Raw genomic sequence first — 13,404 nt, forward strand, 5'->3', positions numbered from 1 at the left:
TCAGAACTTAAACAGAATGGGAATCCCTAAACGTCAACAGGCCCTACTATGATGCTTTTAAAAAGTGATTTTTTCTGGGTAATTTCATGGGTCACTTTACCAATACCAAAAGGTGAATTTCCTAAACTGTATACATACCGAGTACATTTATCAATAAATTTACCTGAGCAGGCGGTCTTGAGTATACGTCTTCAAAACCGTCGTTATTCTTACCGTATAACCCTTGAAGTAAGCAAGGGTTTGTGCATTTATTTGCATGGCTACAGAGGTTTTCCCCTGCTTTCCGTCGCCGCTTCGCTGATCCCGTAAAAGAGCCGTGAGAGGATGTCCGTCAAGGATTTACCAGCTTGCTGGCGCGAAGCGTCCTTGATGGGCGTTCTTTCATGGATCAGGGATCAATCAGCGAATGGCGTTCGGTAACAGATCAGGGAAAAATCCCCCTGCTTTTTGTTGTGCAAGCTTTCTTCTTTCAGCCTGTTCGCCTCTGGCGAACTTATAGGCTGACGAAGTATCCGCCTCTTGGCGGATTCCTTTTAGGCTTGGAGCAGAGCGGAAAGCCTTCTTTAATTCTAACTTCTGATTCTACTTCTCTTCCTAAGCTGAATCAGGTATGTAAAACAATAAGTTACGCGCCTAGCTATAACTTATTGGTGCTTAACCGAACACATATTGGTTGATTCGCCACTACATATTGGTTGAGTCGCGATAACATTTCGGTTGAGTCGCTCAACATATTGGGGCGCGTAAATATAACAAATTGGGAAGATATAACGGATTGGGTGATTGTTTCCCCCTACCCATAACAAATTGGGTGGTCTGTTATGGGTAGATATAACAAATCGAGGTCTTCCTGCCCTTTCCTGTTGGTAAACCTACCAGATTTAGTTGCCTACCGCGAAACTATAACATATCCTCGCATTGTTGTTATAGTTTAACCTACCGAACCACCCAATCCGTTATATCTACGGAAGATCGAGCAAACAAAATGGGCGAAAGCGCAAACAAACGGGACTATGGGACGTCTTGCAGTTATTTACTGCGAGAAGGTTTGCTAATGCCCGCCCTTAATAGGACGCTGAAAACGAATAAGAAATATTGCTTGGTTGCAAACCCGAATTCACATAACTTGCAGCTTGCCGAGGAAGTGCGCCACTGGATCTGCCAGCAATCATCAACGATTTTGGCCGACATCGCGCCGCACTTTCCTGAGGTTGACGTTGTTAAGTCCAGTGCGGGTTAATCCAGTAATGTTTATTCCATACTATGCCACAGTTTGGCCGTTCTTGGGGTGGACTGTAAGAGAATCAACTTTAGCGATTGTGGGAGGCGGTTTTTCGTGCTGAGATGGGTTTTGAGATTACTTGTTATTCCTGCTTTCCTTGTGTTTTTGCTGGCCAGTTCGGGTTTTCAGCGACGCGTGGATATCGGGCAGGGCGTTGTTACCCCCGCTGATGTCGGGAAAATCCAGATGGGCCGCGATCCCCCCCCAACGACATTTGATGCAGCAGCAGTGACGCCCTCGTTCTTTGATTATGTTCGCTACGCAATGATAGGCGGGCCGTTTTCCTCGGATGATGATCTGTTGGCGATTGGCGATGATGTTCAAACTATAGAGCCGGTCGAAACCATAGAACCTGTCGAAATTATAGAGACAGCCGAAGATGAGGCCGAACAGCATGAGCGCAGATATGGAATTGATATTGATCGTAGAGGAATGAGGGTCATTCAGAGCCGCAGAAATGGCAGCGGAACAAGTGGTGGTGTGGATGCATCGAGTGTTCTCAGTGCCGAATCTACCCGCGCGCGGGCCAACAATAGAACTCTACGAAGACGCAAAGCTATCGCAGCTCGAAATTATCCCAGAGGTTGGCCATACTACGCCCCTGTCAGAAGGCATTCGTTGCCTTCTACTAGATAGCAAGGAAACTAGAAATCCACGGTTACATTCGGTAGGTTCAGTGCCTTCATCAGCTCGCGCAATTCCTGCCGTGCGGCCACGTTGGAAATATTCATCTGCCCCTTGATGCCGATGTCTTTCAGATCAAGCAATGTCAGACCCAGCGGGAACAACTCGCGGAAAATCACCCGTTCACCAAAACCCGGTGCCAAACGGAACCCGATGCGTTTTGACAACGCTTCCAGCGCATCCTGCATCTTTTCCTTATTGTGCATGCGTTGCGCGGCCAAACGGTTGCGCACAACGATCCAGTCAATCGGAGGCAGCCCTGCTTGGGCGCGCAACTGGCGGGCGTTCCATACCATCTCGGCATAGACCGAGGGGCCAAGGATTTTATCGGTATCGGGGTCGATATGCGCCAGCAAATCGAAATCTACAAAGCTGTCATTCAACGGGGTAATCAGGGTGTCGGCCAGCGAATGCGCCACTTGTGACAGACGGGTGTGTGATCCGGGGCAATCAATCAGGATGAAATCGCTATCGGGTTCCAGCGTGGCGACAGCAGCCGACAGGCGGTGGTCATAGATGTTTTCACCGGGCCGCAGTTTAGAGCGGTCAATTTCCGGCAAATCGTGATAATCCGGCATCGCCAGATCAATGTTGTGACTGACGCAATATTTTTTGCGTTTTTCCATATAGCGCCCGAACGTGCGTTGACGCAGGTCCAGATCCAGTGCGCCCACAGAATGCCCCATCCGCACGAGCGCAGTGGCCACATGCATCGATGTGGTCGATTTGCCCGATCCGCCTTTTTCATTCCCAACGACGATAATATGCGCCACGTTTGTAACCCCGTTACCATACCCATAATTACGGACACTATATGGTGCCGCGTTGAGCATTGGAAGCAGGGGATTTGCAGGGATGGAAAATAGATATGCGGGGGGCGGCACCTAGCCGTGGGTTGGCCAGACTTTGTGTTCGTCATCAATGACAAATACATGCGCGTGGGATTTTCCGTGCCCTTGGTGGTGCTTGAAATGTGCATGGTTGGCCGGCAGGTCGGGGTGCGTATGCGCAATCACGTTTGCGCTGTCTTTGGGCCAGAGGATCAACGACAGTATCGCGCCGATCAGGGCAACCACCCCCAGAATAATCATCGCCACAGGCATCCCGAATGCATGACCCGCCCAGCCCGCAACCGGATAGGTTATCAGCCAGCACGCATGCGACAGGGCAAACTGGGCGGCAAAGACGGCTGGGCGATCCTCGGCATGGGCCGAGCGACGCAACAAGCGGCCTGACGGTGTCAGGATCGCGGAATATAATGTGCCGCTGATTGTCCAGATCAGCAAAAATGCGCCCCAGCTAACGGGGGCAGCAATCAGGGAATAGATCGCATGTCCAAGGGTTAGCGCCGTCAAAAGAAACGCCGCAACCATCATAACACTGCGGTCGGTAAGGGTTTCAAGCAGATACGGCAGGGTGAGTGCGGCAAGCATGGAGCCACCGCCAAAGGCAGCCATGGCATAGGCCAGATGAACCGCATCGCCGCCATATCCCACACGCACAATCACCACGGTGTTGACCAGAATAAATGCAGTCACTGCCGCCGCTGCCAGATTAAGCGACAGCAGACCACGCAATCGGGGTGTTGCCAGATATATCCGCGTGCCCCGCGTTAACCGCTGCAGGAACGGGCGCTGTTTGGTTTGGCGCCTTAGGGCAGGGAAGGTAGTGAATGCCACCAGCAGGGCCGAAACCACAAAGCCGATGACGGTGCCGCCAAACAGCCAATGATAGTTCATCAGCATCAACAGGACACCGGCCAGCGCAGGACTGACCAGGTTTTCCAGATCATAGGCTAGGCGGGATAGGGACAGGGCCTTGGTGTAATCCTTCTCGTCCTTCAGGATGTCAGGGATCAGCGCCTGAAAGGCGGGGGTGAACGTGGCGGATGCGGCCTGCAATACAAAGATCAGCAGGTAGATTTGCCAGACGGAATCGATGAACGGCAGGAACAGGGCGACAAAGGCGCGGATCAGGTCGGCCCCGATTAGAACGGCCTTGCGGGGCAACCTTTCAACCAGCGCATGGGCGATTGGCGACAGGCCAACATAGGCCACCATTTTGATGGTGAAGGCAAAGCCCAAAACCACGCCAGCCTCGGTCCCGGCCAGATCATAAGCCAGCAGGCCAAGAGCAACCGTCAGCAGCCCCGTTCCCAACAGGGCAACGACCTGCGCAAGGAACAGACGGGCATAAACGGGATGTTTCAGGATTCGCAACATGTAGTGATCTTAGCACGAATAATGTGGGAGCACATATACCGGATCACATCTGGATTGCTGTTGTTTGGTCTGTAACAGATTTCAGGATAGGGTATGTAGGTCAATAATATTTTGATTGCCGTTTAGAGGAGATCATATGGATAAAGTATTATTATTTGCCTTTGCAATAATCCTAATTGGATGTCAGCAGTATCCGAAAGCACCAGAACCTACGGATGGTCCCTGTGGGCCGGGGGCTTGGATAATAACCACTGGCCCAGAGGGCGTTATTTGTGAACCGGATGGTTGGTGATACCGGTAAGTGAACGACATAAAAAAACGCCACCCTGTTTCCAGCGCGGCGTTTATCATTTGCAAAAAGTTTGGGTAACTTAAAACCCCAACCCTTCGTATTTCTTCTTAAACTTGGTCACACGGCCACCGGCATCCATCAGGCGTGTGTTGCCGCCGGTCCATGCAGGGTGCACAGACGGGTCGATTTCCAGCGCCAGTGTTGTGCCCTCTTCGCCATATGTCGATTTCATTTCGACAATCGTGCCGTCGGTCATTTTGACGTTGATTGTATGGTAGTCGGGGTGAATATCTTTTCTCATTGCACCGCTCCTTAAGATTTCTTGGGCTTGTAATTGGTGTCTTCGGCGATACGTGCCGATTTACCGCGACGCGACCGCAGATAATACAGTTTCGCGCGGCGCACACGGCCACGGCGGATCACTGTGATGCTGTCGATGTTTGTTGAGTGCAGCGGGAACACACGTTCCACACCTTCACCAAAGGAAATCTTGCGCACGGTAAAGGCTGCGGCAATGCCGGAGCCACCTTTGCGGGCAATACAAACGCCCTCGTAGTTCTGCACACGGGTTCGGGTTCCCTCGGTCACTTTGTAACCAACGCGGATGGTGTCACCCGCCTTGAAATCTGGAATTTCTTTGCCAAGAGCAGCAATCTGCTCGGCTTCGAGTTGTGCGATCAGGTTCATCTGAAACGCTCCTTATATATGCTCACGGTTTGCCCGCGAAGTGTTGGTGCGCCCTCAGAGCTCTTGGTCTTCATTCGGGTCCCTATCGTGTTTCGCACAATAAGCCCGCCAGAGATCAGGTCGGCGTTTTTTGGTCAGCCTTTCGGCTATTGCCTGTCGCCAGTCGGATATATTCGCGTGATGGCCAGACAGAAGCATTTCCGGTATCGCGCGCCCGTTCCAGACGGCAGGCCTTGTATACTGTGGATGTTCAAGCAACCCGTCCGAAAACGATTCTTCCTCGGTGGATGCCTGATTCCCCAGAACGCGGGGTATAAGACGGACTGTGGCGTCAATCAAGGCCTGTGCCGCGATCTCGCCACCAGTCATCACGAAATCGCCTAAAGAAACCTCTTCAATGTCGAATTCCTCGATCACACGCTCGTCCACACCCTCGAAACGCCCACATAGCAAGGTCATTCCTTCGGCGCTCGCGAATCGCTGCATCATCGCTTGCGTCATCGGTTTGCCGCGTGGCGACAGGTAAATCACCGGCCATTTGGCACGATCCGTAGGCGTGCCTTGTTGCGCCGCTTCCAGCGCCTTGCCCACCACATCGGCGCGCAAAACCATGCCAGCCCCGCCGCCCGCAGGCGTGTCATCGACATTGCGGTGCTTGCCCTCGCCAAATGGGCGCAGATCAATGGTATCGAGCTGCCACAAACCCTCTTGCAACGCCTTACCTGTCAGGGATGCGCCCAACACCCCGGGGAAGGCCTCGGGGAACAGGGTGATGATTTTCACCCGCCATGCATTTTTCAGCTGCGGGGTCTCGCCCATCAGGTCACGCGGCTGCGTGCTGGCCGAAATGGTTTTGCGGCCATGGGACTTAGAGGGGAGGGATTTGGTTGGCTTTGTCATAGGCTGGCTCTAACCCAGTTTGGCGTTTTGTTCCAGCAGCTCTTGTTTGGCGGCAACCAGTGCGGTGTTGCCCAGACCAGACCGGTTCAGCTTTAGGAATGCTTTGACCAGATCGCGGGGCGGCATCACGTTTTCGGCGGGGATGTTTTGCAGGGCAGTGCGGGCTTTGTCCGGCAGGTTCAGCAGATCAATCAACGGCGTGGCGGGTCCGAATTGCTGTTCGGTGACCTGCTCTAACGCAGCACTGGTTACGCGATAGGGGGTCACGGATTTTTGCACCTGTTGCACGGTCCCCTCCAGATCACAGGTCGGGTCAAGGGCGGCGGCGAAATCGTTGAAATTATCCGTCAGGCGGGTTTTCGACAGGTTGTGCCACCAAATGCTGCGCAGCCACGCGTCTTTGCCACGGGTCGAGAAATGGAAGGTCATATCAGGGTTCGGATCAATCACCTGCTCAATACATTCGGCCACGGCTTTCATCAAAACAGGGCAGGCGGCATAACCATCAACCAGATCGTTTTTGCCCGGCATTAAACCTGCCAGATTTTCAGCGCTGATGATCAACCCGCGGCTGGCTCCCAGATCGAGCGTTTCAAGGAAGGCGTTGAACCGGCTGCGAAATTCATCCAGTGCGATTTGGCCCGCACCCGTGGAATAGGCCAGCGCAAATTGCAAGGGATCCCGAATACGGTGCTGGATGGCGATGGCGTGATGCGGCCAGATATGTGCGCCGTTGTGCATTAAAAACCGCTGCGCCGTGGTGGTTCCGGTTTTGTGAAAACCGGCGTGGATGATGATGCGTCTCACCCGACGACCCGACCGGTTTGTGACTCCTTGCGTGTGCCCAATCCTTGCTCGAACCGCAAAAGGTATCCGTCGGGGTCCTGCACGATGAATTGCACCTGACCGGCATAATGATCGCCAGCCCGATACCACGCTTCTTCCCAATCGCGAAAGATCACAGCACCGGCGGATTTGCAGGCTTCATACAGGGTTGCCAGATCGGTGGTGCCGATTTGAAGGTTCATTCCACGTCCAAGTGGTGACTTGGCCTCAGCCGTAAGCCAACTGGTTTCATCCAGCTGTTCGATCATAATTTCGGCCCCTTGGCGTTCCAGATAATAGAACCCCTTTTCGGGTCGATCGTAACGAATGTGAAACCCCAGAACGTCTGTATAGAACCGAAGGCTGGCCAGCACATTTTGGCAGCCGAGTTCAGGGACGAGAGTTGGTCTCGGTTCCATCCTCTACAGGGCCCCCTCGGGCGGATCAGCAATGATGCGGCCAGCGGTCAGATCAACGGTCGGGATCACCTCATTGGTGAAGGGCAACAGAATGGTGGCGCTGCTGCCTTCCGGCATGATTTCCAGCAGGTCACCGGCCCCGTGGTTTTGCACGGCGTGGACCTTGCCCAAAACCGTGCCGCCGGTGTCCAGAACGGTTAGGCCGATCAGGTCAGCGTGATAGAATTCATCGTCCGGCAGGGCGGGCAATTGGTCACGCCTAGCGAACAGGCGGATGCCCTTCAGGGCGTCGGCATCTTCCTTGTTGGTGATGCCTTCGACCTTGGCCACCAGCGCACCTTTGATGCTGCGGGTCAGGGTGATGGCAAAGCTGCGTTTGCAGTCCTCAGTGGTCAGGGGCGAGTAATCGGCAATGGCTTCGGGGTTAGCGCAGAAACTTTTCAACCGCACCTCGCCGTTGACTCCGTAAGAGCCGGAAAAGGCCCCGACACAGATGTGATCGGTCTCAGTCATTCAGCGCTCCAAAATGTCCAGCGTCGTGCTGCGGGTTTCCCAGCCGACGGATTGCAATGTTGGGGTGGTTTTAACATCTTCGGGCCAGCCAACGCAAAGATATGCGATCAAGATCCAGCCCGTAGGCACGTCCAGATCACGGGTCAGGCGGGTAGGATCAAGGATCGAAACCCACCCTACGCCAAGGCCCTCAGTGCGGGCGGTGAGCCAGAACTGGGTGATGGCGGCAACCACGGAATAGCGGCGCATTTCAGGCATGGTGGCGGCACCCAGCCCTTGGCCTTTGGTGGTTTCGTCGTCGCAAAAGATCGCCAACTGGACGGGGGCATCGCGCATACCGCTTAGCTTAAGTCCTGAATATAACTGGGCCTTTTCGCCGGAGTAGCCTTTGAGGGCGTCGGCATTGGCGGTCTCAAAATTGGTGGTGGCGGCATCGCGGGCAGTTTGGGAATTTACTCGCACAATCCGCCACGGCTCTGACAAACCGACAGAGGGCGCCAGATTGAACGTTGATAAACAACGATCAATCAAAGCGCCCTCGACAGGGTCGGTGCGAAAGCGGCGCACGTCACGCCGCCAGCGCAATAGCTGGGTAAACTCTTGCCGGAATTGATCGGAAAAATCAGGCATGAGTGAACCTAACCTACTGATTACTCAGCAGGTTTCTCTTCTTCTTTAGCGGCCTCTTCAGCAGGTGCTTCTTCCGCAGCGGGTACTGCTTCTGCAACAGCCTCTTGGGCGGGTGCTTCTTCAGCCGCGACTTCCTCTACGGGAGCCTCTTCAACTGGGGCTGCGGCCTTCTCGGCTTTCTCTTCGGCGCGGGCTACGGCCTTGTCGCCCGGGGTGCCTTTATTCGGGTTGCTGCGGGTCTTTTTCTCAAGGATTCCAGCAGCTTCCAGAAAACGCGATACGCGGTCAGTTGGTTGCGCACCTTCTGACAGCCAATGCTTGATGCGGTCCACATCCATTTTCACGCGCTCTTCGGAATCTTTGGCGAGCAACGGGTTGTAGGTGCCCAGTTTTTCAACGTAACGGCCATCGCGGGGCATACGGCTGTCTGCTGCAACGATACGATAAAACGGGCGCTTTTTGGAACCACCGCGGGCGAGTCTGATTTTCATAGCCATGATTAGTTTCTCCTATTTTCCTAGCTAATTAAAGGACTTAGTGTCCTGTCATTCTTTGTGTTCTTTATGGTGTTGGATCACTTCTTGAATAATAAAATTCAGGAATTTAGTGGCGAACTTCGGGTCGAGGTTGGCTTTTTCGGCCAGTTCCTCAAGTCGTGCAATCTGGATGGCTTCGCGGGCAGGGTCGGACGCGGGCAAGTCATGCTCGGCCTTTAGTTTGCCCACGGCTTGGGTGTGTTTGAAGCGTTCGCCCAAGGTGTAAACGAGGATCGAATCCAGCCGGTCGATGCTCTCGCGGTGGTCGGCCAAAAGCTCGGCGGCGCGGGTGACGGGATCAGTCATGGCTGCCTTTCGGTTTGTACATTTTGTACAAATGTGAGGGTGAAACGTACTTTCATGACAGCGCCTCCGGTGCGGGGTGGCGATACATCATTTCGGTCCCCATGTGGGCGTTTTCAAACACACGTTCAAGCGACGCACCCATCCGTTCTGCAAGAGCGACGGAACGATCATTTCCTGGAACGATGTTGCTGGTCAGGGTTTTGAAACCCATCGCCGAATACGCATGGGTGCGGGAGGCAAGGGCCGCCTCATAGGCGATACCTTTGCCCTCGGCATTTTCGAACATAACCCAGCCCAATTCCGGCTCGGGCCAGCCTTCCGGTCCCCACAGGCCGACGATACCACAGGGAAGTCCGTCGCTTTTTTGAACCACGGTCCAGAAACCAAAGCCGCGCAATTCCCAGTGACCGATCGAGCTGGCAAACCAGCGCCACGCATCGTCGCGCGACAGAGGGCCACCGAAACCAGAAGAGCGTTTGGCATCGGCAAAAAACTCGGCGAGTGGTTCGAAGTCATCTGCAACAGGCCCGCGCAGGATCAGGCGTTCTGTTTCTATGGTGGGAATGGCAAAGGTCATTTCTTTTTCCCGAACCCTGACAGACCCGGCGGCAGTGAACCACCGCCCAGACCGGGCAGGCCGCCACCCATCTTCTTGGCGGCTTCTTCCATCGCTTTGGGGTCCATCCCTGCCATGTCACCCATGCCGGCGGGCATGCCGCCGCCTTTGCCGAACATCTGGCCAAGCGCGCCTTTCAGCATGCCCTTTTTACCCATCTTGCCCATCTTCTTCATCATGTCGGCCATCTGGCGGTGCATCTTCATCAGCTTGTTCAGCTCGGACACTTCCAGACCGGCACCCGCCGCAATGCGTTTTTTGCGCGAGGCTTGCAGCAGTTTCGGGTTGGCGCGTTCGCGTTTGGTCATCGACTGGATCAACGCGATCTGGCGGCGCAGGATGCTGTCATCGAACCCAGCGTCCTCGACCTGTTTCTTCATTTTGCCCATGCCCGGCATCATCCCCATGATGCCTTCCATGCCGCCCATTTTCATCATCTGTTCCAGCTGTGCCTTTAGGTCGTTCATATTGAACTGACCCTTTTGGAACCGCTTCATCATGCGTTCGGCCTGTTCGGCCTCGATTGTATCTTGCGCCTTTTCGACCAGCGATACGATGTCGCCCATGCCGAGGATACGGCCAGCGACGCGTTCGGGGTGGAATTCCTCGATCGCGTCCAGCTTTTCGCCAAGGCCGACAAATTTAATCGGTTTGCCGGTGACAGCCCGCATCGACAGCGCAGCACCACCGCGACCGTCGCCATCCATGCGGGTCAGGACCACGCCTGTTATGCCGACTTTGGTGTCGAATTCTTCGGCGACATTCACCGCGTCCTGACCGGTGAGGCCATCAACCACCAGCAGGGTTTCGCGCGGGTTGGCGATGTCGCGCACTGACTGGACCTCGTCCATCAGCACTTCGTCGATATGCAAGCGGCCAGCGGTGTCGAGGATATAGACGTCATAGCCGCCCATCGTCGCCTGCTGTTTGGCGCGTTTGGCGATGTCGATGGCGGACTGGCCTTTGACGATTGGCAGGGTGTCAACGCCGATCTGGGTGCCCAGCACTGCCAGCTGTTCTTGCGCTGCAGGGCGTTGCACGTCGAGGGACGCCATCAGCACGCGTTTGGAGTTCTTTTCGGTCAGGCGTTTGGCCAGTTTGGCCGAAGTGGTGGTTTTACCCGAGCCTTGCAGGCCGACCATCAGGATCGGGGCGGGCGCGTTGTCGATTTTCAGCTCACCTGCATTGTCATTGTCGCCCGCAAGCACATGCACCAGTTCGTCATGGACGATTTTGACGACTTGCTGGCCGGGGGTAATGGATTTGGTGACGGCTTGACCGGATGCTTTTTCGGAAATCGCTTTGATGAAATCACGGGCAACGGGCAGGGAGACGTCCGCCTCGAGCAGGGCCACGCGGACCTCGCGCAGGGCTGTTTTGATGTCGTCGTCAGAAAGGGCACCCTGTTTGGTCAGCCGATCAAAGACACCACCGAGGCGTTCGGATAGATTTTCAAACATCACTTCGGCCCTTTCATCAAACCAAATGCCAATCACCCCCGTGGGCGAAACTCGCTGACGGGGGTCGATCCCTACATAGGCAGGGACCGGAAGTTTTATAAGACTTCCGGATACAGGGCCGATTTAGGCCGATGTGTGAGAAGAGTCAAGCATGGGCGGATATGGCGGATGTCGATGCGGCCTATGGGGCGATGACGCATCAGTTCAGGAATGGGCGTGAGTTTGCTGCATGGCTTGGATTAACGCCCGCCAACAAATCGAGTGGTGGGAAAGAACGGTTGGGGCGTATTACAAAGATGGGCGATCAATACCTGCGCCAGCTGCTTGTCGTGGGAGCAACATCACTTGTCAGACAGGTGCGATCCCATCCTGAGCGAGCGAGTAAATGGCTAACAGCCCTTTTGGAGCGCAAACCGGCACGTTTAGCGACTGTGGCGATGGCAAACAAAACGGCACGGATCGTTTGGGCGGTGTTAACAAAGAACGAACCCTACACGCCAAGAACAGCCTGAAAGGATATGAACAACACGAGATAGCAAGACCTGCGAAATGATGGTGCAAAAGTCAGCCGCAACAACCAAGACACCCCGTCGAATGTCTCGGGCGTTATTGCCCGCAAAGCAGAAAGGGACTTGGTTCACGGAACCCATCAGGGCCAGCGGTCCGAAACCGCGCAAACAGGCCGGACACAAGACTGCTTCTGACAAATGCACAGATCAGATCAAAAATGTCTGCTTTGCAGGAGCCATCCACACAAGACATTCATTCATGGCTTAATATCCTTTTCCGTGACCCAGTAGCTAACTAGGTTGGAGCGAATTCTAATTGCACGAACTCTACGCTTGACCGTCGCGCCTGAATTCTCCAATGGCCGATCAATTTCAGGCTTCGCCCGACCTTTGGCAATTTCTATTGGACAGAAGTCCGAAGTAACCCCCGACCCATGCCCCTAATCAAACCCAAACACAGCCGCCATAGTTACGGTTAAATGGACCACCCTACCTAGCAGGGTTGGGTCGTTTTCATGGCTTATTGGCAAGGCCACCTGATATTATGTGGAGATTTTCTATGACATTGCTTTCGGTTTCACAAAAGGTTTCGCTTGGAACACCACCCCAATTCGAAGTTAATAAGAGATCCAGAAACCGTGCCGTCCTATTGGCGGTGTTGTTTTTAACTGCTGTTGGATTTCTGGTTAAGTTGTTCCTGTTTGATACCACCATGGCAGGGTTTGTGGTTATCTCCGCAATGGTTGGCGGCTATATGGCATTGAATATCGGAGCCAATGACGTGGCCAATAATGTCGGGCCTGCGCTTGGGTCTGGGGCTATATCGATGGCCGGGGCTATTGGGATCGCGCTAGTATTTGAATCCGCCGGGGCCCTTTTGGCCGGTGGTGAAGTTGTTTCGACCATATCCAAAGGCATCGTTGATGCATCTGCCTTTGCCGATCAGCGCGTGTTCATGATGGCGATGCTGGTCGCACTTGGGGCTGGGGCACTTTGGTTAAATCTGGCGACCTGGCTTGGTGCCCCAGTTTCCACCACCCATTCGATTGTTGGCGGCGTTTTGGGGGGTGCTGTGGCCGCGGGCAGTTTTGCCGTGGTCGACTGGGGAGTCATGTCCAAGATTGCGGCCAGCTGGTTCATTTCGCCGATTTTAGGCGGTATCATCGCGGCCGGGTTCTTGGCGGCAATTGAAGCCACGATTTTTTCCAAGCGCGATATGGTTGCTGCTGGTCGCAAATGGGTGCCATTGTTTCTTGGGATTATGGTGGCGGTCTTTGCTGTTTATCTGGTGACGAAGGGATTGAAAAAAATCTGGAAACCCGACGCTCTTTCTATCGCTGCAATTGGGATGTTCTTTTTCATCGCCACAAGCGCCGCCCTGCGACCGGTCATCGGGCGTGCCGTCAAAGGTATTGAAAACCGCCGTGCCGGTGTGAATTCGCTATTCAACATCCCGCTGATTTTCGCTGCTGCGCTGCTGTCATTTGCCCATGGAGCCAATGACGTTGCCAATGCGGTTGGAC

At 54.3% G+C, this 13,404-nt stretch carries 15 protein-coding genes and 1 pseudogene; 3 read left to right on the forward strand and 13 right to left on the reverse strand.

The window, feature by feature from the left end:
* Positions 1-1,351 precede the first annotated feature (1,351 nt).
* Positions 1,352-1,918, forward strand: coding sequence for a hypothetical protein (locus ACWB12_RS17185; RefSeq protein ID WP_479531326.1), 567 nt, complete (start codon positions 1,352-1,354; stop codon positions 1,916-1,918).
* Between the two features lie 8 nt (positions 1,919-1,926).
* On the opposite strand, the gene ACWB12_RS17190 is transcribed toward ACWB12_RS17185, so the two are convergent.
* The 13 genes from ACWB12_RS17190 to ffh all read right to left on the reverse strand — a co-directional run bounded on the left by ACWB12_RS17190 (position 1,927) and on the right by ffh (position 11,372).
* Positions 1,927-2,739, reverse strand: coding sequence for a division plane positioning ATPase MipZ (locus ACWB12_RS17190; RefSeq protein WP_479531327.1), 813 nt, complete (start codon positions 2,737-2,739; stop codon positions 1,927-1,929).
* Between the two features lie 111 nt (positions 2,740-2,850).
* Positions 2,851-4,188 carry an MFS transporter gene (locus ACWB12_RS17195; RefSeq protein WP_479531328.1) on the reverse strand — a complete coding sequence of 446 codons (1,338 nt, stop codon included), beginning with the start codon at positions 4,186-4,188 and terminating at the stop codon, positions 2,851-2,853.
* Positions 4,189-4,559: 371 nt separating this feature from the next.
* Positions 4,560-4,781 carry a 50S ribosomal protein L31 gene (rpmE, locus tag ACWB12_RS17200; RefSeq protein ID WP_479531329.1) on the reverse strand — a complete coding sequence of 74 codons (222 nt, stop codon included), beginning with the start codon at positions 4,779-4,781 and terminating at the stop codon, positions 4,560-4,562.
* Between the two features lie 11 nt (positions 4,782-4,792).
* On the reverse strand, positions 4,793-5,167 hold the full coding sequence (gene rplS / locus ACWB12_RS17205; protein WP_479531330.1) for a 50S ribosomal protein L19: 375 nt from the start codon (positions 5,165-5,167) through the stop codon (positions 4,793-4,795).
* Between the two features lie 54 nt (positions 5,168-5,221).
* Positions 5,222-6,067 (reverse strand): tRNA (guanosine(37)-N1)-methyltransferase TrmD, encoded by an 846-nt coding sequence (gene trmD / locus ACWB12_RS17210; protein ID WP_479531331.1) that lies wholly within the window; start codon positions 6,065-6,067, stop codon positions 5,222-5,224.
* Between the two features lie 9 nt (positions 6,068-6,076).
* Entirely contained in the window at positions 6,077-6,874 is a 798-nt protein-coding gene (locus tag ACWB12_RS17215) for a hypothetical protein (RefSeq protein ID WP_479531332.1), read from the reverse strand.
* A complete protein-coding gene (locus ACWB12_RS17220; RefSeq protein ID WP_479531333.1) occupies positions 6,871-7,311 on the reverse strand; it encodes a bleomycin resistance protein in 441 nt (146 codons plus the stop codon). Before ACWB12_RS17220 ends, ACWB12_RS17215 begins: the two co-directional genes overlap by 4 nt.
* A 3-nt stretch (positions 7,312-7,314) precedes the next feature.
* Positions 7,315-7,824 carry a ribosome maturation factor RimM gene (gene rimM, locus ACWB12_RS17225; RefSeq protein WP_479531334.1) on the reverse strand — a complete coding sequence of 170 codons (510 nt, stop codon included), beginning with the start codon at positions 7,822-7,824 and terminating at the stop codon, positions 7,315-7,317.
* Entirely contained in the window at positions 7,825-8,454 is a 630-nt protein-coding gene (gene bluB, locus ACWB12_RS17230) for a 5,6-dimethylbenzimidazole synthase (protein WP_479531335.1), read from the reverse strand.
* Positions 8,455-8,474: 20 nt separating this feature from the next.
* Positions 8,475-8,951 carry a 30S ribosomal protein S16 gene (gene rpsP, locus ACWB12_RS17235; protein ID WP_479531336.1) on the reverse strand — a complete coding sequence of 159 codons (477 nt, stop codon included), beginning with the start codon at positions 8,949-8,951 and terminating at the stop codon, positions 8,475-8,477.
* Positions 8,952-8,999: 48 nt separating this feature from the next.
* Entirely contained in the window at positions 9,000-9,296 is a 297-nt protein-coding gene (locus ACWB12_RS17240; RefSeq protein ID WP_479531337.1) for a chorismate mutase, read from the reverse strand.
* Between the two features lie 52 nt (positions 9,297-9,348).
* Positions 9,349-9,873 carry a GNAT family N-acetyltransferase gene (locus ACWB12_RS17245; RefSeq protein WP_479531338.1) on the reverse strand — a complete coding sequence of 175 codons (525 nt, stop codon included), beginning with the start codon at positions 9,871-9,873 and terminating at the stop codon, positions 9,349-9,351.
* Positions 9,870-11,372, reverse strand: a complete 1,503-nt coding sequence (ffh, locus tag ACWB12_RS17250) for a signal recognition particle protein (RefSeq protein WP_479531339.1) — start codon at positions 11,370-11,372, stop codon at positions 9,870-9,872. Before ffh ends, ACWB12_RS17245 begins: the two co-directional genes overlap by 4 nt.
* A 203-nt stretch (positions 11,373-11,575) precedes the next feature.
* Here ffh and ACWB12_RS17255 point away from each other — a divergent pair.
* Positions 11,576-11,884, forward strand: a pseudogene (locus ACWB12_RS17255) (transposase); the annotation flags it as partial.
* A 556-nt stretch (positions 11,885-12,440) separates the two neighbouring features.
* Positions 12,441-13,404, forward strand: a 964-nt coding sequence (locus tag ACWB12_RS17260) for an inorganic phosphate transporter (RefSeq protein WP_479531340.1), incomplete at its 3' end; no start/stop codon positions are given.

The sequence above is a fragment of the Profundibacter sp. genome (assembly GCF_056498605.1).